This is a genomic window from Candidatus Cloacimonadota bacterium, assembly GCA_012516855.1.
Classification (GTDB): Bacteria; Cloacimonadota; Cloacimonadia; order Cloacimonadales; family Cloacimonadaceae; genus Syntrophosphaera.
Genome location: JAAYWB010000058.1, coordinates 18,138 through 44,280 on the forward strand (window position 1 = coordinate 18,138; position 26,143 = coordinate 44,280).

25 protein-coding genes and 1 other RNA gene are annotated in these 26,143 nt (G+C 54.7%); 22 read left to right on the forward strand and 4 right to left on the reverse strand.

Features of this window, described 5'->3' with window-relative positions:
* The first annotated feature begins 18 nt into the window (after positions 1–18).
* The 6 genes from GX466_05545 to GX466_05570 all read left to right on the forward strand — a co-directional run bounded on the left by GX466_05545 (position 19) and on the right by GX466_05570 (position 6,740).
* The gene (locus GX466_05545) at positions 19–1,821 is read left to right on the forward strand and encodes a YfhO family protein (GenBank protein ID NLH93670.1); all 1,803 of its coding nucleotides are present in this window, start codon (positions 19–21) and stop codon (positions 1,819–1,821) included.
* Entirely contained in the window at positions 1,811–2,845 is a 1,035-nt protein-coding gene (mtnA, locus tag GX466_05550; protein ID NLH93671.1) for an S-methyl-5-thioribose-1-phosphate isomerase, read from the forward strand. Before GX466_05545 ends, mtnA begins: the two co-directional genes overlap by 11 nt.
* A gap of 6 nt (positions 2,846–2,851) precedes the next feature.
* The gene (locus GX466_05555) at positions 2,852–4,165 is read left to right on the forward strand and encodes an amidohydrolase family protein (protein NLH93672.1); all 1,314 of its coding nucleotides are present in this window, start codon (positions 2,852–2,854) and stop codon (positions 4,163–4,165) included.
* A gap of 4 nt (positions 4,166–4,169) precedes the next feature.
* On the forward strand, positions 4,170–4,598 hold the full coding sequence (smpB, locus tag GX466_05560) for an SsrA-binding protein SmpB (protein NLH93673.1): 429 nt from the start codon (positions 4,170–4,172) through the stop codon (positions 4,596–4,598).
* Positions 4,599–4,909: 311 nt separating this feature from the next.
* Positions 4,910–5,383 (forward strand): AraC family transcriptional regulator, encoded by a 474-nt coding sequence (locus GX466_05565; GenBank protein NLH93674.1) that lies wholly within the window; start codon positions 4,910–4,912, stop codon positions 5,381–5,383.
* Positions 5,304–6,740, forward strand: coding sequence for a DUF4080 domain-containing protein (locus GX466_05570; protein NLH93675.1), 1,437 nt, complete (start codon positions 5,304–5,306; stop codon positions 6,738–6,740). Before GX466_05565 ends, GX466_05570 begins: the two co-directional genes overlap by 80 nt.
* A gap of 72 nt (positions 6,741–6,812) precedes the next feature.
* Here GX466_05570 and GX466_05575 read toward each other — a convergent pair whose 3' ends face one another.
* From GX466_05575 to GX466_05585, 3 genes are all read right to left on the reverse strand, one after another.
* Positions 6,813–7,421 carry a hypothetical protein gene (locus GX466_05575; protein ID NLH93676.1) on the reverse strand — a complete coding sequence of 203 codons (609 nt, stop codon included), beginning with the start codon at positions 7,419–7,421 and terminating at the stop codon, positions 6,813–6,815.
* A gap of 106 nt (positions 7,422–7,527) precedes the next feature.
* Positions 7,528–8,085, reverse strand: a complete 558-nt coding sequence (locus GX466_05580) for a hypothetical protein (protein NLH93677.1) — start codon at positions 8,083–8,085, stop codon at positions 7,528–7,530.
* 132 nt (positions 8,086–8,217) lie between these two features.
* Positions 8,218–8,784, reverse strand: coding sequence for a nitroreductase family protein (locus tag GX466_05585; GenBank protein NLH93678.1), 567 nt, complete (start codon positions 8,782–8,784; stop codon positions 8,218–8,220).
* 244 nt (positions 8,785–9,028) lie between these two features.
* Between GX466_05585 and aqpZ the strand changes: the two genes are divergently transcribed.
* Both aqpZ and GX466_05595 read left to right on the forward strand, forming a co-directional pair.
* Complete coding sequence (gene aqpZ, locus GX466_05590; GenBank protein ID NLH93679.1) at positions 9,029–9,727, forward strand: aquaporin Z; 699 nt, start codon at positions 9,029–9,031, stop codon at positions 9,725–9,727.
* A 93-nt stretch (positions 9,728–9,820) separates the two neighbouring features.
* On the forward strand, positions 9,821–11,548 hold the full coding sequence (locus GX466_05595) for an aminotransferase class V-fold PLP-dependent enzyme (protein ID NLH93680.1): 1,728 nt from the start codon (positions 9,821–9,823) through the stop codon (positions 11,546–11,548).
* A gap of 342 nt (positions 11,549–11,890) precedes the next feature.
* Here the strand turns inward: GX466_05595 and GX466_05600 are convergent, their stop codons facing one another.
* Entirely contained in the window at positions 11,891–12,502 is a 612-nt protein-coding gene (locus GX466_05600; GenBank protein NLH93681.1) for a hypothetical protein, read from the reverse strand.
* A gap of 578 nt (positions 12,503–13,080) precedes the next feature.
* Between GX466_05600 and dnaA the strand changes: the two genes are divergently transcribed.
* The 14 genes from dnaA (at position 13,081) to GX466_05670 (ending at position 26,143) form a co-directional block, all read left to right on the forward strand.
* Complete coding sequence (gene dnaA, locus GX466_05605) at positions 13,081–14,412, forward strand: chromosomal replication initiator protein DnaA (protein NLH93682.1); 1,332 nt, start codon at positions 13,081–13,083, stop codon at positions 14,410–14,412.
* Between the two features lie 307 nt (positions 14,413–14,719).
* Entirely contained in the window at positions 14,720–15,895 is a 1,176-nt protein-coding gene (locus GX466_05610) for a hypothetical protein (protein ID NLH93683.1), read from the forward strand.
* 3 nt (positions 15,896–15,898) lie between these two features.
* Positions 15,899–16,714, forward strand: coding sequence for a hypothetical protein (locus GX466_05615; GenBank protein ID NLH93684.1), 816 nt, complete (start codon positions 15,899–15,901; stop codon positions 16,712–16,714).
* A gap of 42 nt (positions 16,715–16,756) precedes the next feature.
* The gene (locus GX466_05620; protein ID NLH93685.1) at positions 16,757–18,019 is read left to right on the forward strand and encodes a peptidylprolyl isomerase; all 1,263 of its coding nucleotides are present in this window, start codon (positions 16,757–16,759) and stop codon (positions 18,017–18,019) included.
* On the forward strand, positions 18,016–18,504 hold the full coding sequence (locus tag GX466_05625) for a phosphatidylglycerophosphatase A (protein ID NLH93686.1): 489 nt from the start codon (positions 18,016–18,018) through the stop codon (positions 18,502–18,504). The genes GX466_05620 and GX466_05625 overlap by 4 nt, the downstream gene beginning before the upstream one ends.
* A gap of 27 nt (positions 18,505–18,531) precedes the next feature.
* Positions 18,532–18,870, forward strand: coding sequence for a preprotein translocase subunit YajC (gene yajC / locus GX466_05630; protein NLH93687.1), 339 nt, complete (start codon positions 18,532–18,534; stop codon positions 18,868–18,870).
* The gene (gene def / locus GX466_05635; protein ID NLH93688.1) at positions 18,870–19,424 is read left to right on the forward strand and encodes a peptide deformylase; all 555 of its coding nucleotides are present in this window, start codon (positions 18,870–18,872) and stop codon (positions 19,422–19,424) included. Before yajC ends, def begins: the two co-directional genes overlap by 1 nt.
* A gap of 17 nt (positions 19,425–19,441) precedes the next feature.
* Positions 19,442–20,416: a methionyl-tRNA formyltransferase gene (locus tag GX466_05640; GenBank protein ID NLH93689.1), complete on the forward strand. Its 975-nt coding sequence runs from the start codon at positions 19,442–19,444 to the stop codon at positions 20,414–20,416.
* Positions 20,413–21,171: a DUF116 domain-containing protein gene (locus GX466_05645; GenBank protein NLH93690.1), complete on the forward strand. Its 759-nt coding sequence runs from the start codon at positions 20,413–20,415 to the stop codon at positions 21,169–21,171. The genes GX466_05640 and GX466_05645 overlap by 4 nt, the downstream gene beginning before the upstream one ends.
* An 8-nt stretch (positions 21,172–21,179) precedes the next feature.
* A complete protein-coding gene (locus tag GX466_05650; GenBank protein NLH93691.1) occupies positions 21,180–21,989 on the forward strand; it encodes a trypsin-like serine protease in 810 nt (269 codons plus the stop codon).
* Positions 21,990–22,087: 98 nt separating this feature from the next.
* Positions 22,088–23,788, forward strand: a complete 1,701-nt coding sequence (locus GX466_05655) for a hypothetical protein (protein ID NLH93692.1) — start codon at positions 22,088–22,090, stop codon at positions 23,786–23,788.
* A gap of 254 nt (positions 23,789–24,042) precedes the next feature.
* Positions 24,043–24,453, forward strand: an RNA gene (rnpB, locus tag GX466_05660) — RNase P RNA component class A.
* Between the two features lie 684 nt (positions 24,454–25,137).
* Positions 25,138–25,935, forward strand: coding sequence for a 1-acyl-sn-glycerol-3-phosphate acyltransferase (locus GX466_05665; protein ID NLH93693.1), 798 nt, complete (start codon positions 25,138–25,140; stop codon positions 25,933–25,935).
* Positions 25,936–25,948: 13 nt separating this feature from the next.
* Positions 25,949–26,143 (forward strand): DUF3098 domain-containing protein, encoded by a 195-nt coding sequence (locus tag GX466_05670; GenBank protein NLH93694.1) that lies wholly within the window; start codon positions 25,949–25,951, stop codon positions 26,141–26,143.

Below are 26,143 nucleotides of genomic sequence, written 5' to 3' on the forward strand. Positions count from 1 at the left end.
CTGACCCTGCTGGCGGTGATGAACCCCTACCTGAGCACGATGGAATACAGTAAATTCACCCAGCGCGGCGGAAGCGGCGGCCTGGAAACCAGTTACGCCCAGGGCTGGAGCTTCCATCCCAAAGAAATCATCACCTTCTTCATCCCGGATTTCTACGGCGGTGTGAGCCCCAACTACTGGGGTTACATGCCCTTTACGCAGGTTTACAACTACTTTGGGCTGATCGTGCTGGCTTTTGGGATCATTGCCCTGATCGGTTCCAAACACCGTCGCACGGCGGTTTTCCTGTCCATCAGCTCGCTGATTTTCCTGATCATGTCCTTCGGCAGCGCCACGCCCCGGCTTTCTGACCTCTTCCTGAAATACCTGCCCTACTTCAATAAATTCCGCGTGCCCTCAATGATCCTCACCATGGTGCAAATCAACGCCGTGCTACAGGCCGCCCTGGGCGTGGACACCATCCTCAGCCTCAGCGCGGAGCAAAGCAAGGACTGGAGCAAAGGACTGCTGAAGGCGACTCTGATCTGCGGCGGGGTTTTCTTCCTTTGGCTCATAGCGGCCAAAGCCCTGTTCGGCGGTCTCGGATTCGCCAGCGCTTCGGATTTGCAACAGTTATCCCAGCATGGACTTACCGAGCTTCCGGGCACGGTTAAGGAAACCCGCCTGGGCTTACTTTACAACAGCGGTTTGATCAGCCTGTTGCTTCTCAGCCTCAGCCTCGCGCTGGCCTGGCTTAAAAGCACGAAAAAGCTGCCTCAGGCCGCATTCGTGCTGCTGCTGACGCTACTAGCTTTCATCGACCTCTGGGTTTACACGGGAAAATTTCTCAAGAGCGAAAACCTCCAGGCCCGGCAGGAATACACCGACCGTTTCGCGCCTCAGGATTACGACGAATTCCTCCTGGCGGACAAATCCAACTACCGCATCCTGCCTTTGGGCCAGAGCATGCTCTCAGAAGCCAGGATGGGCAAACCCGCCGGTGAATTTGCCTACCACCACCAAACTGTCACAGGTTATTCCGCCGCCAAGCTGGAACGCTATGACAAGCTGCTGAAGCTGATCGAAGGCGATCCCGCCACCCAGAAGCCCGGAGAATGGGGCCGCCTGATGATGGGAATGTACGGCATGAAAGAAGGCGAAATGCCAGTTGACAAACCCACCCCGGTGCTGGACATGCTTTCCACCAAATACATCCTTCACCCCGATCCGCTTCCGAACGATTCACTCTTCACGCTGGACTTTCCGCCCTACAATCAGTTCTACAACAAGCTTACCCCTGTTTTCACTGGCTTCGACGGCACTTCGGTTTACCGCAACAAAACCGCCCTGCCCCGGGCCTGGTTCGTGGATGCCGTTCAAAAGGTCGCCCCGGCTGATTCCATCCTCCCGCTGCTGCGTTCCGAGAGCTTTGATCCCCGCCGGCTGGCCTTTGTGGAAACGGACCTGAAAGACATCCAGAAGCCTGATTCCGCCAGGGTTACGCAAACCACGGCCGAGATGCACAAACTGGCCTATGACGTCTATACCGACAAGCCCGCCTTCCTGGTGCTGAGCGAGGTTTACTACCCCGCCGGCTGGAAGGCGACCCTGGACGGCAAAGAAATCCCCATCCACGCCGCGAACTACATCCTGCGCGGATTACAGATTCCCGCAGGAGCGCACAAACTGGAACTGACCTTCGCCCCTGAATCCTACAAAACCAGCGTCCGCCTCAGCTTCATCGGCCTATTGGCCAGTTTGCTCGCCCTCGGCGGAGGCATTGCTTACACACGTTTCAAGAACCGCCCCATTCCTGTGGAGCCTACCTCCGATGATAGTTGACGGACGCGAATACCGCAGCGTCTGGTGGGAACATGGGCGCCTGCGGATGATCGATCAGAACAGGATTCCGCATGATTTCACGATCATGGATTTCAGCGACCACCTCCAGGTAGCAGAAGCCATCCGCAACATGAACGTGCGCGGAGCCCCGGCAATCGGCGCGGCGGGCGCTTTCGGCCTTGCCCTGGCCGCGAAGAACGCTCCGGATGAAAGGTTCCGCAGCCATATCCGCAAAGCCCACGACCTGCTTCTCGCGACCCGTCCCACCGCTGTTGATCTGCAAAGCGGGGTCAATTACGTTTACGAACGGACCATCAAATTCATTCCTGACCTGGCCCACGCCCGCAAAGTGGCTTTACTGGCCGCAAAGGAGTTCGCCAACCGCAGCGCCGAAGACTGCCGTCTGATCGGAGAACAGGGCCTGCACCTGATCCCCGATGGCGCCAGAATTCTCACCCACTGCAACGCCGGCGCCCTTGCCACCGTAGATTGGGGCACCGCACTGGCCGTGATCCGGCTGGCCCACCGCAAAGGGCGAAACATTTTCGTTTATGTGAGCGAAACCCGTCCCCGCCACCAGGGATCGAAGATAACAGCCTGGGAACTGGAGCAGGAAGGGATTCCGCATGCCATCATCCCTGATAGCGCCAGCGGCTATTATTTCTGGAAAAAAGAGATCGACCTGGTTATGACCGGCGCTGACCGCGTTTGCCTCAACGGCGACATTGCCAACAAGATAGGCACTTATGACAAGGCCGTGCTGGCCAAATACCACGGCATTCCCTTCTATATTGCCGCGCCGCTTTCCACCTTCGATTTCGCCTGCCGGCAGGGTACAGAGATACCCATCGAGTTCAGAGACGAGGAGGAGATCAAGCTCTACGGCGGACAGATCACCGCCAATCCCGGCTCCCCGGTTCTCAATCCAGGTTTCGACATCACCCCGGCAGAACTTATCCAGGGCATCATCACCCCCAAAGGTGTTTTCGCAGCAGCCGAGGCCGCCCAGAAGGTGCAGGGATAAACCTTTATGAACCAAAGCATTGACCTGCTCCTGCAGGGCGGAACCATTCTCACCCTGGACAGCGGGCTGCGCATTCTGGAAGGCCAGGCCATCGCCATTGACCAGGGCCGCATCCTGGACATCTTCGACCCCCGGGAAAAGAGCTATCAGGCCCGGCGGACGCTGGACACCTCCAACTGCATCGTGATGCCGGGACTGATCAACGCCCACACCCATCTGCCGATGAGCTATTTCCGCGGTCTGGCGGACGATTTGCCTTTGCAGACCTGGCTACACGACTTCATCTGGCCCCTCGAAGCCAAAATGCTAAAAAGCGACTTCATCAGCCAGGCCGCCCTCCACGGCGCCGCGGAGATGATCAAGAACGGCATCACCCAAATCCACGACATGTATTTCGATATGCCGGCAGTGGCGAATGCCTGCTCCCAAGCAGGACTGAGAGCCATCATCGGCGAAGCGGTGCTGGAAGGCAATTCCGGCACCCGCGAAGCCCCTCTCGGCAGCAAGGTCCTGGAGCTGCGCCAGCGTTACGCCGATGACCCCTTGCTGGATTTCAACCTCGCCCCCCACTCCATCTACGCCTGTTCGGAGAAAACCTTGCGCGAATGCGCCGAAGCGGCTGCCAGACACGGAATCCTGCTGCACACGCATTTATCAGAGACCCGCGGCGAGGTGGAGGACTGCCTGAAGGCGCACGGCCTCAAACCCGTTCCCTATCTGCAAAAGGTGGGCATTTTGGAGCTTCCGGCACTTTACGCCCACGGAGTCTGGACCGACCCCGACGAAATTGCTCTTCTGGCCGCCAATCCAGCTTCCGTGGCCATTTGCAGTGATTCCAACCTCAAGCTCGCCTCGGGCATCCTGCCCCTGGCCCAATATCTGGAGAGCGGCGTGAACCTCTGTTTCGCCACCGACGGCGTAGCCAGCAACAACAACCTCGACCTCCTGGCCGAAATGGACCTCACCGCCAAACTGCACAAGGCCATGAACAACGACCCCTCCTTCCTTCCGGCCGTCCAAACCGTCCAGATGGCCACCATTGGCGGCGCCAAAGCCCTCGGCGTGGCGGACAGACGCGGCTCGCTGGAGCCGGGCAAGGACGCCGACATCTGCGTTCTTGAGCTTGGCGGAATCGAGAGCCAGCCTCTTTACAATCCCTGGTCCCACGTGGTTTACACCCTCGGATCCAAACAGGTGCGCGACGTTGTGATCGCCGGTGAGGTTGTGCTGGAGGGCGGGCGCCTGTGCAAAGTGGACGAAGCCGAACTAATCGCCAACGCCAAGATGTGGAGGCAGCGCGTGCTGGAGGAATTGGGCTGATATGATGCTTAAGAACCGGCGGGCTTTGCACGAATACTTCGTGATCCAGAAGTTCGAGGCCGGCATCGCCCTGGTGGGCAGCGAAATAAAGAGCATCCGCGCCGGCAAGGTCAATTTCAAGGACAGCTACGCCCGCGTCATCGACGGCGAGTGCTGGCTGCTCAACCTCCACATCTCCCCCTTCGAAAAATCCACCCACTTCAGCCCCGACCCCACCCGCAAACGCAAGTTGCTGCTGCACAAACACGAAATCCGCCGCCTCCGCGCCAAAACCGAGGAACAGGGAATGACCATCGTCCCTTTGGAAATCTTCATCAACGAAAAAGGCCTCTGCAAGGTGACCATCGCCCTCGTGAAAGGGAAAAAGACTTACGACAAGCGGGAATCACTGCAAAGGAAAGACTTAGAACGCGACCGGGACCGGGAGGGGTAGGAGATTATAACCCAGAAACGCGAAAGCTGGAATGCCATCGGGCCGTTAACGCCCTTTCTTGAATCCCAAGTCCGCCTCCCGCACAATGGCCGCACTTGATGCGGGAATCTAGCGAGGGGCGTGGGAGGGAGATTGGCTCGAGCGCTAAGGGCCTGACCGACAGGACCACGGCAAATGAAAGGCAGGCTGGCCGGAAAAATGGGGAAGTGCCGGAAAAACCGGGCAAATCCCTTGACAGCCTTGCCCTGCTGGAAAAATGAAGCCTGAAGAGGGGACCGCCTTGGATACGGTCCCGCCGCAAAGGAGATAGGATGAAACCCCGACTGGTTAGCCGCGAAGCCTTCACGGTGGTGGGCCTCAAGTGCCGCTCGAGCAAGCAAAACAACGTGATTCCGCGGCTTTGGGACGGTTTCAACGAGGTCTGCGCCGGCATCCCCCACTCCGTCAAGGACCGGACCGCCTATGGCGTCTGCTATCTCGAGGAGGGCGACGCTCCCTCCGGCGACAGGTTTTCCTATCTGGCAGGGATGGAGGTTTCAATCGCCAACGACATACCCCCGGGCATGGAACTGCTTGTGGTTCCGGCAAATGACTACGCCATTTTTGAGCATCGCGGGGCGCTGGACAATTTGTGCCAAACCTACGAATTGGTCTATTCAGAATGGCTTCCTGCCAGCGCACTTGAGCGGGTGGGAAATCTGGATTTTGAACTGTACGACTGGCGTTTCCGCTGGGGACAGCCGGATTCCGTGCTGGAGATTTGGGTTCCTGTCCGCCAAAAATAAACGGCTGAGGATCAGCCTCATCGGGCTGAACAGCGCCTGGTACCACAGCAATCCCGCGCTTTACTATCTGCGCGGCTCCCTGCGCGGCCTGCCTTTCGAGGTTTGCCTGCGTGAATTCTCCATCGCCGAACCGCTCTTCGACATCCTTACCCAAATTATTCGCGACCGCCCTGATGTGGCCAGCTTTTCAGCTTACGTCTGGAATAGCCTTGACCTGCGCCGGCTTATCCCGGAACTGAAGAAACTGATGCCGGGCCTGAAAGTGGTATTGGGCGGACCTGAAGCCACGAACGGCGATTTCGGCCTGGCTGAAGGCGATTTCAGGGTAAAAGGACCGGGTGAGGGAGTGTTCCGGAGGCTGGCTGAATATGGATTTGAGCTTCCCGGCGGGACTTACGAGGCTCCGGCTCCGCCCCTTAGCGAACTGCCTTTTCTCTACCGCCGCTCAGACCGTCCCGCTCTGCAGGGCAGGCTTGTCTATTTTGAAAGTTCAAGGGGCTGCCCCTTCCGCTGCGCCTATTGCCTTTCCGCCCTGGATAAACGCAATGAAGCGCGTTTCGACCCCTCCCTGGCCTCCGACCGCCGCAAGCTGAGGTCAGAACTGGACCGCCTGCTGGAACTCAAGCCGCGCACCCTGAAATTCGTTGACCGCAGCTTCAATGCCCATCCCCGGCTGGCCCGCCTGATCTGGGAACACGCCATCCGGCAGAAGCAGAGCTGTGAATTCCACTTTGAGATCTATCCCGACCTGCTCACCGAAGAGGACCTGCGAATCCTGGAAAAAGCCCCGCCCGGCCGCATCCGCTTCGAGGTTGGGGTGCAAACCGTGAACGCCGCCGTGTCCCGGGCCTGCGGGCGCAACTCTAACTGGGGCAAGGTGAAAGCCGCGCTTGTCGCCCTCCGCGAACGCACCCAAATCTGCGTTCACGCCGATTTGTTGGTGGGGCTGCCCGGAGAAAAATACGCTTCCGTGCTGCGTTCCCTCGACGAGCTGGCCTCCACCTTCCCGGCAGAAATCCAGCTTGGAATGCTGAAAATACTGCCCGGCACGCCGATGCAGGAAATTGCCAGCCAGCGCAGATACCTGTGGCTGAACGACCCGCCCTGGCAGGTGCTGAAAACTGACGCTCTCAGCTTTGAACAGGTCGCCCGGCTGCAGGAACTGGCCAAAATCCTCAACCTCTACTGGAACAAGGGAGAATTCAAAACCCAGTGGCAGGAACTTATCTCCGCCGGCAACAGGGCCTCCAGTATCTGCCTGAGGCTGCTGAAACTACACCGGCGAAGGGGCTTGACCCTGCACAGCGTTGGCAAAAGTACCCGCGCTGAGGTCTTCGTAGAGCTTCTGAGTCTATGATAACTGTTGCGGAGGGTTGGAGTTGGCAGGCCGGGCATTCACCTCATTCTAAGCAAGAATCTCAGTTTAGTCTTAGAAAAACCTGGAAAACTGTTCCTTATAGTTGGCAACGAGGTCCTCAAAGCTGTGCCTCCCCCTGCGCGAGGGCGACAATAGCACACTGATCTCAAATTTCCGCTCAAAACCTGGCTTGCTGACCGAAAGGGTGTATTGGCGTCTCGCAATGGCTGTCTGTTTAAGCTTGTAACCCTGCTCTCGGAGAGCCCTTTTGAAATGCCTGTAAGCAAACTCACTGGTGAAAAAAAGCTTGCGGATGCGGTCTCGGACCATGATTTCATTCACCAGGCTGATATTGTAGGTAAACTCGGACAAAGCGGTATCAACTGATTTGCGGTCTTCGCGCGTAAAGCTTTTCAGGATATCGCCCATCCCCAATTTGTGGTCTTTCAGGATTTTCTTCAGTTGTTCCACCGTTACCGGCTCAGGCTTTATTCCCATAACTTCAAACATCACGCACCAAAAACGGTTGTCAACGGATCCATAGAAGAAATCCACGTCGCCCGCCCTGAGATCCTCAGTCCTGCCAGTGCAAAACCGCCAGGGTGGGGCGCTTCCAATTATCACTGCTTCAGCCGTTTTCGGAAGATAAGGTGTGTAGGGATGTGTTTGTCGCTCAAGCATTTTTTTTTACTCCTTTATGTTGTTGTTTTGTTGCCAGAAGTGCCAGATTTCGATAGGGCTCCAAACCCAATCTGAACATAAAAACAGTGACTGAAAGAGTCTCTGTTCAATATAAGAACTGGAACGCGTAGCGGTAACCCAGATAAAAACCAAAGCGGCTGGAGGCTCCAAGCTCGTATCCCGCCAGCTCTTCCAGGCGTTTGAACAGGCCGGAGCTGATTACGTAGGTCACGCCGAGGTCGAGTCCGTGCCGGCGTTTTTTGCCGAACATGAACTGCGAGCCCAGGCCGGCGGTGAAACCATTGTAAACCTCAGTTTGGACCACTTCGGTGTTTGAAAAGTTGTAAGGTATGATCCCGTTCACTCCGTAAAGCAGGATGGCCTGGGGCCGCCAGAGCTTGCCGGCATTGCCGTGCAGGTATTTAAGGCCCAATTCATAGCCGGCGGCATAGAGCAAAGTGCCTACGTCCACCGTAAGCGCCAATTGGTCAAAGATATACATGTCCGCGCTGAAACCGTATCCGCCGTAAGGCAAGCCATAACCAAAACCCAGGGTGCCGTAACGGCCGGGCTGAAAAGAAAAATCCGGCTGTTCCTGCGCGGCGCAGAGGCTGGCCAGAAGCAAGGCCAGGAGCAAGATACAGGTCTTTTTGGAAGGGATCATTCGAGCGTCCTTATTCTTGGTTAAGAAACCAAACACGGGGCTGGCTGTCAAGTTTTTTCTACGGCTAAGACATAGTGCGTTGGCAAGAACCGCATGAGAAGAAGTGTGCCGGCTTCCAACGACAGCAGATTGTCACAGGAAAATGTCCTGCAAGGACCGGCGTTTCTGCATCAGGTATTCCCTTTGCCGTTCCTGCTCTGAGAGGTTTTCCGGGTCTTCCGCCCAACCCACCGCGATCATGGTGATGGGTTCCAGGTCTTCGGTCAAGGAGAAGATTTCGCGGGCTTTTTGACGGTCAAAGCCTCCCATGTTGTGCACATAGAGGTCCATCAAAGACGCTTGGGTGGTGAGGTTGCCCACGGCCAGGCCCAAATCGTGGCTGGACCAGGGGTTGGGCTTGCCGTTGAAGGAAAAGGTCGTTTTGGCGAGGGTGAGGATCAGCAAAGGCGCTGAGCTTGCCCAAATCTGGTTGCCTTCATATAGGCAGGAAAAGAGCTTTTTATACTTTTCGGAACCGTCTTTTAGCGACCAAATGAAGCGCCAGGGCTGTTCGTTCATGGCGGACGCTGCCCAACTGGCTGCCTCAAACAAAGTCAGCACCTGCTCTTCAGAGACTGGACGGTCGGCAAAGAAACGCGGGCTCCAGCGTTTCCAGATCACTTCATGGACGGTGTGGCTGAATTCGGGACGGGGCTTCATCTATTTTGATTCTCCTTTGCATTAATAACTAATGAAAAGATAATCCAGTCTGGAGATCAAGGCAAGAATCCACCCCGAAATGGCATGTCCCGACACCGCTTCTGGCCAGGGTTCAGAAAAAACTTGACTCACAGGCAAGATGAAGCAAACTGGGCTGGAGCCGCAGGACGGCCACGCGTCATAAATAACAGCTCTTTAACGCGGGCAGTGTGTCCGGCGGCAAAACAACAGCAAGGAGCGAATCATGCCAAACATCACAAGACGCATGGGCGCGGAGTTTTTCGGCACTTTCTGGTTGGTTCTGGGAGGTTGCGGGTCCGCCATTCTGGCAGGCACGTTAATCGGCCCGGTTGGAATTTCCCTGGCATTCGGGCTTACGGTGCTAACCATGGCCTATGCGATCGGCCATATTTCCGGCTGCCACCTCAATCCAGCGGTCTCGCTGGGCTTGTGGGCCGGCGGACGTTTTCCCGCCAAGGACCTGATCCCCTACATCGTAGCCCAGGTAGCGGGAGCATTGCTCGCCGGACTGGTTCTCTACATCATTGCCAGCGGGGTGAGGGGTTTTGACATCGCCGCCAGCGGTTTTGCCGCCAACGGCGTGGGCAGCGCTTCGCCTGAAAAATACCGGGTTATCCCATGCCTGCTGACAGAAATGGTGTTGACCGGAATGTTCCTGCTGGTGATCATGGGAGCCACAGACAAACGCGCCCCGGCTGGAATGGCCCCAATCGCCATCGGCCTGGCGCTCACCCTGATCCACCTGATCAGCATCCCGGTTACCAACACCTCCGTAAACCCCGCCCGCAGCACTGGAGTCGCTTTCTTTGCCGGCTCCATCTTCATCAGGCAGTTGTGGATGTTCTGGGTGTTTCCGATCATCGGCGCTTTGGCCGGCGGATTAATCTACCGGCTGCTCTTTGAGGACAAAGAGGAGGCCTGAGCGGCTTTAAACAAGTTTCAAAACTGAAACCATCACGGCGGAAAGAATATTTCTTGCCGAAAATGGCGGTCTGTCTTTTTTGGAATCACAATGATTAACGCTAAAGAACTGATCCGAAGTTTGGACTGGCTGCGTGATGACATCATCGGCCGGAACATTGCCATCCCCACACCTTACGGTGCCAGGCCTCTGGTTTATGCAGACTACACGGCCAGCGGCAGAGGCCTGAAATCCGTTGAACGTGCTGTGCAAAGAATCCTGGCTTATTACGCCAACTCGCACACGGAAGACGATTTTACCGGCATGACCATGACCTCGCTACTGCAAGACGCTGAAAAGATAATCAAAGACAGCGTTAACGCCGGCCCCGCAGGCAAGATCGTGTTCACCGGCTCAGGCAGCACCGGCGGCGTGAACAAGCTGATGCAGATACTGGGTGTGTATTGGCCCCCGGCAACCCGCGAGCGGGTGGCTGAAGTTCTGAAAAGTTGCCTGCTGCGCAATCCTGATGACGTGGACTGCAACCAGGCCCTGCACGACTTCATGCATCAGAACAAACCCATTGTTTTCGTTGGGCCTTACGAGCACCATTCCAACGAAATCATGTGGCGCCAGACACTTTGCGAGATCGTTGAAGTCCCCCTGAAAAACCATGAGCTAGACCTGGCCGCGCTGGAAACAATGGTCTCAGACCCACGCTACGAGGGGCGGATCAAGATCGGTTCCTTTTCCGCGGCCTCAAACGTGAGCGGGCTGAAAACAAGGGTTTATGACGTGGCGCGCATCCTGCACCGGCACGGCGCGTTGGCTTGTTTCGACTACGCGGCGGCCGCGCCCTATGTGGAAATCGACATGAACCGGGACGGGGAAAGCTGGTTCGACGCCATCTTCTTTTCACCCCACAAGTTTTTGGGCGGCCCCGGCACCAGCGGGGTTTTGATCTTCAACGAGCGCATTTATCCTTCAAACCTTCCTCCAACCGTGTCCGCCGGCGGCACGGTGAGCTACGTTTCCCAGTACAAGGAAGAGTTTTTCAGCGATATCGAGAGCCGGGAAAAACCTGGCACACCAGGGATTATGCAAGCTTTGCGGATCGCGCTGGCTTTTCAGATCAAGCAAAAGGTGGGGCAGTCCACCATTGACAGGCTGGAAAAATACCTCTATGAAAAGTTCATGACGGCTTTCGAAGGTGACGAACGGATCATTTTCTACGGACTGCTGGATCCGGATAAAAAGGTGCCCATAGTGCCTTTCAACGTCCGTCACCGCGACCGGATACTGCATCCCAAATTCGTGACCCGACTGATCAATGACCTCTTCGGCATCCAGACCCGGGCGGGATGCTCCTGCGCCGGGCCTTACGGACACCATCTGATGAATATCGGCAGCCAGGTTTCGGATTTTTACCGCTGCATGATCACCAACGCAGGCTACAACGGCATTAAACCTGGCTGGGTGCGCCTTAATCTGCACTACTCAATGACCGAGGCAGAGGTGGACTACCTGATCGAAGCGGTGAAATTCGTGCTCGAACACGGCCATAAGTTCATTTCCCAGTATGAGTTCAACCTCATAAGCGGGGAATGGCGGTATCTGGACCACGTTATGCCCAAACCGCTGGAACTGGATATAGAACTGGGATTTAATGGCAGCTCGGAAGAACCTGAATACATTGACAACGCTGAACATAAATTCCATGACTATCTGGAGTTCGCGCGGCAAGAAGCGGACAGGCTGCCGGAGGATTTCGAACTGCTGAGCTTCGAGCCGGAACTGGAACAACTGATGTTCTTTTACGCCCACCGAATGACAGGGCGGTAAGAATACCTGAATCCTGATATCCTTTCCCCACGCCAGCATATATCCTGGCATGCTGTCTGGCCATTAAGGCCCTTTCCCATGCTCAAGAAGCGCCTCCCGCATGATGCCCGCATTTGATGCGGGTATTATACTAGGGGCGTGGGAGGGAGATGGAAGCAAGCGCTCAGGGCCTGTCTATCTGGACACTGAGGCGGGTAAGGATGTATTGCTTTTTTAAACCAAGTGACTGCAGAAGTCCAATAACAGAGCAGCCTGTAAGGAGTTACATATCCGGCTTGAAAGAGAGCTGTTTTTAGGCTGTCAGAATCAGGAACTATTCTGATTGAATCATCAGAACGAGTGTTACGGCGCGCTGACCGTATATTTTGTTTCCGCTATTTCGCTGGGGTTCCAACCAGAGCGATAGGCCCGGGCTTTCAAAGTCACCTCACCGGTTTGGGTGATGGTGAACCCCTCTATGTATTTTGCGGAACTCTGATCGGGGTCACTGCCGTCCAAAGTGTAGTGAATGTCCGCATTCAGGGTGGAGCAATGGATGTTAATCTCGGTATTAGTGGTGATATTTCCGTAAAGAGGGGAGAACTGCGGCTTGGCAACGGTGTTGAAAAAAGTGACGGTGTAGGTGGCGGATACAACGCTGCTGGGGTCAAATCCTTCCTTGTATGCCCTGGCCTTTAGAGTGGCGGTGACGGCACCTTCAGGGAAAAATTCCGGGATGATCAGGGGATTGGCATAGAGGTTAGCCTGGTCGGTGGGTTCACTGCCGTCTGTGGTGTAATAGATGTCAGCGCCGTATTCCGGGCAGGTAAGGTAGATGGCCTGTCCGGCAAGATAGGTCCCGCTGGGGTTGCTGAACATGGGGGCGTCCAGTTGGATGAGCTCAGTGGTGGGCTCTTTGCAGGAAAAAAAGGTGAGGGTCAGTATTAAAACCGCAAAAAACTTCAGAATTTTCATCTTACACCTCTTGGAAATATTACTTGTCCAAGAATGTGAGGCAGTTAAATCTTGTCAAGGTTTATCTGCCCTGTGGGAATCCCGGCGCCAACTCGGAATTAGGTTATTCGGGAAAGTGGATAAAGGCTGGATGATTGACTGCTGGAAATCCCCCTGCGGCAGGAAGATTTTTGTAATCTTTTTGGCCACATAAGAATCAGACAATTCCTCCTGTTTTTGTGTTTGCAGCGTTGTTTTTATAACTGCTTTGAAATGGGTTCCGTTAGCGATTGTGATGCCTGCGGAAGTTATTGTGTTAAATGATTTAGCCGCTTGACAAAAGACCGCCGGGGAAAAAGCTTGGAATCCCTTTGCCGCCCGATACTGTGAAAATGTGTAATTGTTGCTGGAACAGCTATTAGGCTTGCCTCTGAAGATTGTGGAAAAGATGTGGATAACTTTAATCCGGAGGGTGGACAAAGGTTGCGCGAAAATCAGATAACGAATTGAACGGCAGGTGATTACATTAGGCTACCAATCATCCTGAAGCGAATGTGGTCATCTGTGGATAAATATGAATTTTTATATAGGACAGACGTATGGACCAAGATATTTGGCAGAACATTTTGGATAAGCTCGAGGACAATATCAATCATCAGAGTTTCCGGACCTGGTTTTCGGACGCCAAGCTGGTGGATTTGCTGGACAACACTTTGGTGGTCAGGGTTCCAACGCAGTTCGCGGCAAATTATCTGAATCAGAACTACACAGAAACACTGGGGGAGATATCTTACGCCCTTTACAAGCAGCGTTACCTGATCAAATTCACCTCCCCGCCCCATTATCCGGCTGAAAAAAAGGCCGCCCAGGCAGAATATTCCGGCAACCGAGTGCTCCTTAACACGAAATTGAACGACCGCTTCAGCTTCGAGCAGTTCGTGGTGGGGCGCAACAACAACTTTGCCTATTCCGCGGCCAAGGCGGTGGCGGAAGCGCCTGGATACACCTACAATCCGCTCTTCATCTACGGGGAAAGCGGCATGGGCAAGACCCACCTGATGCAGGCTGTGGGTAATTTCGTGGCCCGGGAGGGCCGCAACTGCTCCATTTTCTACATCACCAGCGAAGAATTCACCAACGAAATGATCGATTCCATCCGCTCCAACAAGATGCCGGATTTCCGGTCTAAATACCGCAAAGTGGATCTGCTGCTGGTTGACGACATCCATTTCCTCTCCCGCAAGGAAGGCACCCAGGAAGAGTTTTTCCACACCTTCAACGCCCTTTTTGACAGCCGCAAGCAAATAGTGCTTACTTCCGACCGGCCGCCAAAGGACATTCCGGACCTCGAAAAGCGCCTGGTAACCCGCTTCGAGAGCGGCCTGCTCTGCGACCTCAAAAATCCGGATTTTGAAACCAGGGTGGCCATTCTGCGCAAAAAAGCTGAGCCGGAGAACATCGATCTCCCCGACGAGGTTTTTTCCTTTATCGCCGAATCCATCTCTTCCAGCGTGCGGGCCCTCGAGGGTTCGCTGATCCGCATCCTGGCCTACGCTTCCTACAACAAACTCAACCCCGCGAATCTGGACACCGAGACAGTGCGCAACATCCTCAGCGACATGATTTCCGAGAGCCGCAGGGAAATATCGCTGGACACCATTACCCAGCAGGTCTGCCTGGCTTATAACATTACTATCGCACAGATAGTTGACAAAACCCGCCGCCAGCAAATCGCCTATCCCCGCCAAATCGCCATGTATCTTGCTAATCTGCTCATTCCCCAGCTTTCATTGAAAGAAATTGCCGAATATTTCAAGCGCAAAGACCACACCACCGTGCTGCACGCCAAAAAAATGATCGATAACCGCTTCCGGGAGGATATCAACTTCCGCTCGCATATCGAACAGCTTATCAAAAATATCAAGGCCTGAGCAGGGGATTGTGGATAAGTGGATAGTTTATGTGGATAAGTGTGGACAACCTGGTTTTAAATATAAATGCTTGTTCCTGTGTGGAAAACTCCGTGCGGAAGGATATGCTTACCCACAAGTTATCCACAATTTGAGAGGCTTCGCCAAGGCTTTATGGATAGCCACTTAAAAAAAAGGTTGACCGATAATCCACTTATCCACGATGCCTACTAACACTACTTTTTGAGAAAGGAACTTTTAATTAGGTATAAAGAATATGATGTTGAAGAACAAACTTATACCTCTACTATTGGTCATTTTGGCCTTGATGATGGCCGGGTGTATCAAGAAGGGAAATCCCACCGGCAACAACTGGTCAGATGTGAGGCCGATAACTGTTACGGAACCGCTTGACATGATAGCCGGCTACAGTTTTGCCGGAAGCGCTGAAATCACTGGCACCGAGTCTTCGCTGCTGTGCGGAAATTATGATGGGATCGAATCCGTGGCTTTCATGCGTTTCACCGGGCTTCCGAACCCTGGAACTTTCCATATTCCCACTGCCTATCAGGATTCCACCTTTCTTTCGCTGACCCTCACGCGCCGCTCCACTCCCCAGGGCAATCCCATCAACCTGACCATCTATAAGCTGAACCAGGCTTGGGCGGCCGACAGCACCGACTTGATACAGGATGCCAACCTGATAGAGATATCCAATATCGAAATGACCATTCCCGACAGCATCAGCACCATGGGCACCGAAATCAAGATACCCATTCCCATAGATGAGATAGAAACCTGGCAAACTCCCTCTGATTCACTGGGAATGACCCTGGCTATCAGGACCATGAGCGGTTTCTGGATGGAGGCGATGTCTCTGGAAACCGGAAGGGGGCCTCAGCTTAACTTCCTTTACCGCCTTGACGAAGCAACTAACACCGATGACAGCAGATATGAACAACGACCCACCCGGGACAGCTACAGGGTTGATTCCGATGAGGCGCCTCTACTCACAAACCGCTGGATCGTAGGCAATATTAACCCTTCCCGCATCTATATGGATTTCGCCATCGACAATTCATGGTTCAAGGACATGCGGGGGAACGCGATGGACAGTTTGAGCCGCAAGCGGACCACCATCAATCAGGCCAGGCTGATTTTGTATGTGAAAGACAATCCTTACTATACAGGCAGCCGCACCTACAAGCTGAGGGCTGACCGGATGGACGATTCCCTGGATATTACCCAGCCGGTGGAAATTGAAGATTCCCGCCTGGCCACAGGGATACCGACAGAGCAGCTTGTGCGCGGGGACAGCCTGGTGGTGGACATCACTCCGATCATCCAAGCTTACAGCTCCGGTGATAAAATTCCCTATGGCATCGTGATCCGTTCGTTGCAGGAAATGATAAACTACGGCAAAATCGAATTCTGGCACTTTGAGGACGCGCCCGCGAACAAACGCCCCAAGCTGCGCCTAACCTACACTCCGCCGTTCCTTTGAGCCATGCGACGAATCCTTCCGCTCCTGATCCTGCTGCTGGCATTGCTTTCTGCCTGCGACAGGGAGGAAGCGACCAATGAAAAACTTACACCATTGGCCGAGGTGAACGGAGACGTGCTCACCCTGGAAGGATTCCGCTCCACATTTACTGACGAACAGTGGAACAATCTCAGCTCTGAGCAGAAAAAGCAGGAAATTGAAAACTGGGTTAACCTGACCCTTCTGGCCCAGGAAGCCGAAGCCCAAAAACTGGATGGAGAGCGGGCTGTGAAACAGCGGATGGATTATGCCGCCAAGAAGATCAAAGCCAACGCCCTGATCTCCAAGCGCCTGGCCAGCATCGCCATTGGCGAGGAGGAGCTTTTCAATTACTACCGCATCCACCAGAGCGAGTTTCAGAGCAAGCTGATGGAATATGACATCCAGCGCATCCTCTGTTCTGATACCGCCAGCGCCGTTTCCCTCCTGCAAAGGCTAAAAAGGGATGGATACGACTTTGATCTTGCCGTGGCTGAGCATTCCCAGGAAGCTCTGAAAAACAATAAGGGAAGGATGGGTTTTGTAACTGCCTCCGGCTCGGATTCGCTATTTTGGCGTACCGCCCATGAATTACCGGCAAACACACCCGGCATGGCCTCAATCAACGGCCAAACCTACATCCTGCGCCATGTCCAGCAGCGGGAGGGAACCCAGGACGCCAATTTCGCCGAATATCAGGCTGAGATCCGTTCCATCCTGCTAAAAGAGAGAAAACAGCAAGTTTACCAGGAACTTATCCAGGAACTCAAGATGAAGACTCCGGAGATCTATTATTACTGAACCAGTCTTGACCGACACCAACACATCCCAACAAGGAAAGATATGAAAAAGATCCTGCTCACTCTGCTGGCCGCTGTGCTGATGCTTAGCCTGTCCGCGGAGTTGGTTGACCGCATAGTAGCCAAGGTCGGCCCGGACATCGTTTTATTAAGCGACGTTTACAAACTGATGTTCCAGATGCAAACAGCGGGTTACCCGGCTGAGTCCATCAACGAAGAAGCCGCCTTGCGCCAGATCGTTGAGCAGAAGGTGATCCTTCAAAAAGCCGAGTCCATGGACCTTAAGATCGATAACAAGCAGTTGGAGAAATACGCCAAAAAAGAGCTCGAAAAAACCAAGGAAAAATATCCTTCCGAGCAGGCATTTGCTGCCGATCTTGCCCGTGAAAACCTGACCGAAACAGAGCTTTTGGACCTCTATATCACCCAAATCAAAGAAAGCTACCTCTCGCAGCAGTTGATCGATATCTACGTGAAAACCAAAGTGAAGGTCACCGAAGAGGAAATGCTGTCTTTTTACGAAACCAGCAAGGACAGCCTGGCGGTTAAGCCGGTTACATGGAAGACCGGCGCCATCATCCACGAGATCAAGCCCAGCAAAGCCTCCGAGGAAGCGAAGCTGGCCGAGATGAAAGCTATTCAGGACCGCCTCAACCAGGGGGCGGATTTTGCCTCCCTGGCTATGGAAGTGAGTGATTGCCCCAGTAAAGAGCGGGGTGGAGACCTTGGTTTCTTCAGCCGGGGAATGATGGTGAAACCCTTTGAGGAAGCTGCTTTTGCGCTCAACGCGGGTCAGGTTTCTCCCATCGTGCAAACCGAGTTTGGCTATCACCTTATCAAGGTGGAGGAAAAACGTGACAACGAGGTGCGGGCCAGGCACATCCTGAAAATCCTCTCTCCTACCCGGCAAGACAGCCTGGATGCCTTTCAACTGATGGAAGGCGTGCGTGAAAGGTTTAACTCCGGGGAGGAAAGTTTTGCCAACCTGGCCACCCTCTATTCAGACGAAAAGGAATCCGCTGCCAATGGCGGCATCATCGGAGAACTGGCCCGGGATGAATTTCCGGAACTCTATGCCCCGCAAATCATTGCCACCGAAGTTGGGAAAATGACACCTGTGCTGGAAAACGAGGGAGTGCTGCTGCTTTTCGTCCGGCTGGAAGAAATGCCCACCCGCGTCTTCGGTTATGATGAGGTGAAACCCGTTTTGGAAAACTACCTCATGCAAGAGAAATTTAACACCGCCTACAATGAATGGATCAGCGACCTGATCTCCAAATCATTTGTGCGAATCATACCGCGATGAATTCCCGGCGCCTGAGCCCGACCACTTTTCTGGCCTCGCTTTTGGGTGTGGGTTTCATCCCCTTCGCGCCCGGCACCTTTGGCACTCTTTTTGCCGCGGGGGTATATCTGCTGCTGCCCAAAAGCCTCTTCAGCGGCCAAGGCTGGTGGTGGCTGGGTGGAGTGCTTCTGCTCGTTTCCGGGGCGGCTGTCTGGTTGAGCGGCAGGGCCGAAAAGAAACTGGGGCGAGACGCTCCGGCTATCGTTATCGATGAGTTTTGCGGCTATTTCGTGGCTGTGCTGTTACTGCCAAAATCACTTCTGCTGGCGATCTACGCCTTCGTCCTGTTTCGGGTTTTCGATATCGCCAAACCTTTTCCCATCAACGTTTCGCAGCGCCTGCGCGGCGGGTGGGGTATCGTGGTAGATGACCTCATCGCCGGCGTTTACGCGAACCTTGTGATCCAACTGATAAGAATACTGAAGCCAAGCTTCTTTGGCCAATAGGAGAAATAAATGCTCTATACACTGTTAATGACCGGAGCCGGCGGAACTTCCGGCACCGCCCCTGCACAGCAAACCAATCCCCTGATGTCCTTATTGCCCATCATCATCATGTTCGCCCTGCTCTATTTCCTCATGATCATGCCTCAACAGAAGAAGCAGAAAGAACTGCAGAAGATGCTGGACAACATCAAGGTGAACGACAAGGTCATCACCACATCCGGAATCTACGGACGCGTTGTAACCATCAAACCGGATAAAAACTCCGTCGTGATCGAAATTGACGAAACCAACCACGTGCGCGTGGAATTTCAGCGCGGGGCCATAGCCACGGTTGTCACCGGGGAAAACAGCGCCGCCCAGTCCTGATGTCCCGCAGTCCCAAGCTTTTGGATATCCGCGTTTATGGCGACGACGTTCTGCGCCTGAGGGCAGCGGAAGTTGAAACCATCGATGACGAGCTGCTGCAGTTCGCCAAAGACCTCACCCACACCATGTACAAGCGTGACGGGGTGGGGCTCGCGGCACCCCAGACGGGTGTAAGCAAACGCGTAATTGTGGTGGACCCGCACTGGAGCAAGGAAGGAGCCAGACGCGAACCGCTGGTGATGATCAATCCCGAGATCGAGTCCAGCGACGGCGAAACAGAAATGGAGGAAGGCTGCATCAGCGTTCCGGGCATTTATGCCCGGGTGCAGCGGCCGTCCGCTATCAGCGTTTCTTTCACCGACCTGAGCGGAGAACGCCGCCTGATGAAGCTGTCAGGTTATCCTGCCGTGGTGGTTCAGCATGAACACGACCACCTGAACGGCATCCTGTTCGTTGACCGCCTCGGCACCATAGCCAAGTTAAAGGTGAAGCGCAAGCTTAAAGAGCTCGAACGCAAGGCTGTGAATGGCGTTAACCTTCGCGGTGAGGACTGAACCGGGAAAACGATGCAATGCGCTTGATCTTCGCCGGCAGCTCAACCTTCGGGTTACCATCCCTGCAACTGCTTGAGCGGCAAGATGTTCCCCTGCTCGTCATCAGCCCGCCCGACAAGGCCGCCGGACGCAATCTGCGCCTCCAGCCCTGTCCCGTGGCTGATTACGCCCGCCGGGTGGGCCTGGACCTGTTTCAGCCGCCGGACGTGAATGCTCCAGACAGTCTGAGCCGGATCCGGGAATTCGCTCCCGACCTGCTGATCACGGCCTCCTATGGCGGTATGATCAGGCGCGAACTGAGAAATCTGCCCCGCTACGGAGCGGTGAACCTGCATCCTTCTCTGCTGCCTAAATATCGAGGCGCGACGCCCATCCAAAGCGCTTTGCTGAATGACGACACCATTACAGGCGTCAGCATTTTTCGCCTTAATGCCCGGATGGACGCGGGACCGATCCTGATGCAGCATCAAATGCTCATCATTAAAACAGACAATTTCGGCAGCCTGCACAATAGGCTGGCCAATCTCTCAGCTCTGATGCTGCAAAACCTCATGCCCCAGTTGGAAAGCGGATCCTGTGAAGCAATTGCCCAAGATGATTCCGCGGCCAGCTACACCCGCAAACTGGGCAAAGAAGACCTTCAGCTGGACTGGTATAAGCCCGCGAACCAAGTTCTCAACCGCATCCGGGCTTTTTCACCCCAGCCCGGGGCCCAGGCCTGGCTGCGAGAAAAACCTCTCAAGATCCTGGCTGCCCAACTGGTTCAGGAACCCGCCAGCGGCGAGCCTGGCACGGTGGCAGCCCTGATAAGGAATACTGGCGTCGAAGTGAATTGCGGCGTCCAGCGTTTGCTGCTCACCCGGGTTCAGGCAGCTGGGAAAAAGGTGATGGACGCCTGGCCCTGGCAGCTCGGGGCGCGTCTGTCCATCGGCGAAAGTTTCGGCCGACCCCCAACTTTTAAACCCTCAAACCCTCTTCAGGAGGAAGAATGAAAGATCAGGACCAATATCTGTCCGTGTTGAAATTCCCCGCTTTTGTCAGCCTTAGCCTGCTGATCATCAGCGCCCTCTATATCTGCTTGGTCTATTTTATTCTGCAGGACCAAGTTACGGAGCCGCATCTGGTGCGCGGCCTCCTAATTGCTCTACTGGTGGTGATCGTCTTTATGATCTTCACTTGGGTGAGCACCCTGATGTCAACCCATATCCGCATCAAACCGCGCTGGATGAGCCAGCTAAACAAATGGATGCTTAACCACATGTTTTATCCGATGGCCTGCGCTCTGGGCACCGTCACTTTTTCCTCGAAGAACGTGCTGACGGAATCATTTCTCAATTTCAACAACGAAATCGTGCTCACCGACCAAAAAGATGTCCGCAATTCCAACATCCTAGTGCTGCTGCCGCATTGCCTGCAAAAGGATGATTGCACCGTGCGCATCACCACGGACATCATCAACTGTGAGGAATGCGGCGGCTGTGACATTGCCACCATCAAGAAACTGATTGAGCGGCAACAAGTTGAGGCGGCAGTGGCAACCGGCGGTTCGCTGGCTCGCAAGCTCATTCATGACAAAAATCCCAACGTGATTGTTGCCGTGGCTTGCCACCGTGATCTGCTGGACGGCCTGCGCGACGCCTGGCGGTATCCGGTTTACGCTGTTCTGAACGAGCGTCCCAACGGCCCTTGCCACGAAACCACCGTCAGCATTGCCAGTATTGAATTCGCCATTCAAATATTCAAGTAGGTGCAACCATGAAAACTTCAACAGCGATAGCTTTAGCCTTGGTGGTGCTGATCCTGAACGCAGGGATCACCCTCGTCCTGATCAACCAAAAGGGCTTGAATACAGTGTCCGAACCAGCCTCAAAGATAATTGTCTCTCACAACCAGCGCCACAACGAGATCACCGCCGCAGTGCAGGAAGTGGAGCCCGCCGTGGTGAGCGTCAACGTCACCAAAGTCCAGTATGTGCGCCGCTTTCCGAGCTTCAGTTTCTTCGATTTCTTTGGCGACATTCCCATGCAAAGGCAGGTTGAAAGCATCGGCAGCGGAGTCATTTACGATTCCAGCGGCCTCATCGTCACCAACGCCCACGTGGTGCAGGGCGCCTCCGAAATCACCGTCGTGCTGCCCGACAAGCGTGAGTTTCCAGCCGTCCTGGTGGGCATCGACGATGTTCACGACGTCGCCAAGCTCAAGATCACCGGTTCCAATCTGCCCGTGGCCAAGCTCGGCAGCGCCAAAAACCTCTTGATCGGGGAGTGGGCCATCGCGCTGGGAAATCCCTACGGCTTCATGATGAGCGATCCCAAACCCACTGTCTCCGTTGGCGTTATCTCCGCTCTGAACCGCAGTTTCGAACCCCAGGAAGGGCGCAGCTACCGCAGCATGATCCAAACCGACGCCGCCGTCAACCCCGGCAACAGCGGAGGCCCGCTGGTGAATATCAAGGGTGAGGTGATCGGCATCAACACCTTCATTGTGTCTGAAACCGGCGGCAATATCGGCATCGGTTTCGCCATTCCAGTGGACCAGGTTGTTTCGATCCTGAGCAGACTTTGAGCCTGGACTCCAGAAGCTTTATCCCACGCGGCTTCAAGGGCTTGCACGGCTACCCTGTCTCCAAAGAACGGCAGGCAGCCGCAAAACCGCTTGTTGCAATGCTTTTGCTGCTGTCTCTGTTCGCTTCCCTGGCAGCGCTCAACCCCTACAATGCTTTGGGCGACACCCTCACAGTCATCCAGCAACCGCTGCTCAACATCCCTGCCATCCACATCCCCGGAGAAACCCTCACCATCACTTGCGTTGCGCCTCCTTCCACCACCGGCTGGCAGGCCTGGCTGATGCACAAGCACAAGTCCGTGGCTCTGGAAATCATCCACAGCCAGTTTTTGAACACACCGGACCGCTGGGAACTGCAGGCCCTGATACCCTCCCTGCCGGTTTATGAGCTTTACGATTTGCGGGTTGCGGCTTCCGGAGGGATCGACGACACCACCACCAACGCCGTCAAAGTGATTCCCACACGTAAAAGCAGCTACTACTTCGTCCATATCACGGACCTCCATTTGCCCACCCGGATTTACTATCCAAACAGCGGCTTCGACAGCGATTCCACCTCTGTGAAAGATTTTCGGGCCGTAATAGATGACATCAACCTTATCAACCCTGAATTCGTGCTTCTCACCGGAGACCTGCTCAACGAAGGAGAGCTGGAAGGCTTTGCGGGACAGCACTGGTATGGCTGGACTCAGCGCCTGCTGGAGGAGTTTGAGGTTCCCTGTTTCGTGACCGCGGGCAACCATGACCTGGGCGGCTGGAACTCGACCCCGCCCCCGCAGGGAAGTTCGCGACGCAACTGGTGGCGCTATTTCGGCTGGCCCTGGCTGGACAACCCTGATTCCAACTGGCCGCTGCACACCCAGGATTATGATTTCACCTATGGCGACATCCACTTTATCGGTTTGGAATCCTATGACAACTATGACAACTGGCGACCCAACATCTACGGCGGGCAAAGCTTCATCTACGACCAGATATTCTGGCTGAACCAGCGTCTGAGCCTGCATCCCGACAAGACCCGCGTCCTCTTCCACCATTACGATTTCTCGGACCAACTGAACCTTTCCGCGCTGGGGGTCGATCTTGCCCTCTGGGGCCACATCCATTACAACAGCGGCTCGGTTTCAGCCTATCCCTGCAATCTGGGCACCCGTAGCGTCTGTGACGGCAACCGCTCCTACCGGGTTATCCGGGTGAACGGAACCCAGTTGCAGCCTTTGAAAACCATCTACGCCGGCAGTAACTCCCAGGCGCTGAATGTGATCTGGTTTCCTTCCAACACAGCCGTGGCTGACAGCGTGGCGGCCATGTTCAACAACAACCAGAGCGTTGCTTTCGAGCACAGCCTGCTCAAATTCCGCATGCCTCCAGGGAACTGTTCTTACAGCGTCACAAACGGCACCCTGCTTCAGGTGGACCGTTCCGATCGCGAAAACATCTGTTACGTCCGCGTTGATCTTCCCGCCATGCAAAGCCGCGTAGTGAGCGTTTCCGCTCAGCCCGGAACCGCCTCTGAAGACCCCTTTCAACCGGATATTTCCCTCATCCTGGACACCTGGCCCAATCCCTTTGCCGCCTCGCTGAACATCAATCTGGATACCCGCTTCGCCCAGCCCCGCGTCCGAATCTACAACCTTCGCGGTGCCAGGATTAGGGATTTAGTAGTCTCAACGGATGGCGCCAACTGCGTTTGGGACGGCAACCTGGAATCAGGGCAGCCCGCTCCTGCCGGAATCTATCTGCTGCGCGCGGAAGCCGGCAAGAACTCAGAATTGCGGCGAGTGGTTAAAACACGCTGAAAAGCCTCGATATCCCGGGGCCGGCCTTACAAAATACATCACTAACTTATCCATTTTCAATACCTTCAAACATTACCATCCCTAACCTCACTTCAAATAAACGGGGTTCACTTCCAAACCGAGTGGGGTAGCCCTATGGGCTCGATCAAACAGTTTACCCACTCGGTTTGAAAGTGAGCCATAAATAGTTAGGTAGATTCAGCGTTTTTTCCCTTGACGATATAGCTGTCTTGCTAAAATTGCTTCCAGACCCATGGGAAAACCAGATGTCCGCTGCATCCTTAGCGGGTGCAGAGGAAAGTCCGGACACCACAGGGCGGGATACTTCCTAACGGGAAGCCGCAGCAATGCGGAGCAGCTCCACAGAAACAAACCGCCCGGCGCGCCCTCCTTTTATTGGTTGCCGTTGAGAGACCGCGGCTTTTTTGTGCCGGGCAAGGGTGAAATGGTGGTGTAAGAGACCACCGTAAGCCTTGGTGACAGGGCTTGACGGGAATGCCTTATCCGGTGCAATGCCAAATAGGGAAGCCAGGAAGCGCGGCCCGCGCGGTTACGGCTTCCGGGTAGGCAGCTTGAACCCTTTCGTGAGAAAGGGTCCAGAGGAATGGACATCAGCCAGCGCGTGAGCGCTGGCCACAGAATCCGGCTTACCGTTCTCCCGTGGGTTTTTTGCACCTTTGGATGTGTAAAAGCGCGCAAAACAAACCAGGCTCCATTACTATAACTGCCAGCCATACATGCGGTTAGATATATCCATGTTTCTCGGCCTGCTCATCTTCGTTGATTCCTCCTTTTCCCTTTCCTATACACATCCTGACTGCCACTCGCTTAGTTCCCGCAGCCCGAACGGGAACTAAGCGGGAAGTGAATGGGATGTGAATAAGATAGGGTAAATGAGGAGCAGATCAGGCAAATGGGGCATCACACAGATTCCGCCAAGTACCGGCGCTCACTGAAGCGCCGACACGAAGAAAATGTTGGCGGGGAGGCTGGCGTCGAGCGAGGAACGAGCATCGACGACAGCAACATTTCCTGCCGTCCATGCTTACTGCGTTCGCTGGACGCCAGGGGTGGCGAGCTGACTTTGATCCGGGTTCCGTTCGCTACGCTCACTGCACTCCCTCGCTATGATCTGCCGCCCTCCGGGCTCGATTAACCGGATTACCCACTCGATTTGAAAGAGAACCTAATCAAAGTACCCTTACCAACCCAGTTAAAAAAGAACCTCAAATCACGCCTATTACAGCGGGCTGGGCAAATTTTCTTGACAGATTTTCGTTCTGCCGGCATTTTGCCTATAAGAAGGCGGAATCTGCGGACAAGCCTCCAAAAAACACTTGGGAGTAACCGTGAAGTGGATGATCAGGACTCTGCAAACAGTCTGGCACAGCCTTATCCTGGCCAGGTTCTTCACGCGGTCTTTTTTTATCCGGCTTTTTAACCGGAACCCTATAAAACGCCGCAGGCTGGAGATTAAGAACACCACCCTGACTGCCAGGCATTTCCTGCGCGCGTTCAATGTAAAACTGAAGATAAAAAACCCTGAACGCCTGCAGGAACTGAAGGACCAGAATTACCTGTTGGTGGGAAATCACGCCTCTTTTCTGGACATCTTTGTGCTTGGCGCCGTGGAAAACTTCGTGTTCATCACCTCGGTGGACATGAGCGAAACTCCGGTGCTGGGAGACATAATCCGCAAAGGCGGCTGCCTTTATACCGACAGGAAGAAGAAGGTGAGCCTGCCCGGAGAAATCAAGCGCTTTACAGAAACGCTGCGTTCCGGCTTCAAACTGGTGCTGTTTCCCGAGCAAAGCGGCACGGACGGCTCCCACGTTAAGAAATTCCGCCGCTCCCTTTTCCAGGTGGCCGTGGATGCCGCCTGCACCGTGGTGCCGGTCTGCATCCGCTATCTGCGTTTGGACGGCAAACCGGTCACGGAAAAGAACCGTTCGGTGATTTGCTGGTACAAAGGCGTGAATTTTTTGAAGTATTACTGGAACCTGATGGCGCGCCGGCTGGAGGCTGAACTCAGCTTTCTGGATCCCGTGGAATACGATCCGGAGCGCAACCGCGGTGAACTGGCAGAGTTGGTTTACGAGCAGGTCCGCGACACTTTCAACAGTTACGACACCCAACTTTCAACATAGAAGAGGAGATATCATGGACAAGAAAAACGACCGCCTGCAACTGGGCCCCGTGAATTTCATCATCCTGGGAGTGGCGGCGGTGCTGCTCATTCTGGGCTACATTATCATGTCCGCCAACGAGATCACCATCTCGCCGCTGCTGCTGATACTGGCCTATGTGGTGCTGATCCCGTTTGGGCTGCTCTATAAAAGCAAACCCAAGGATTAA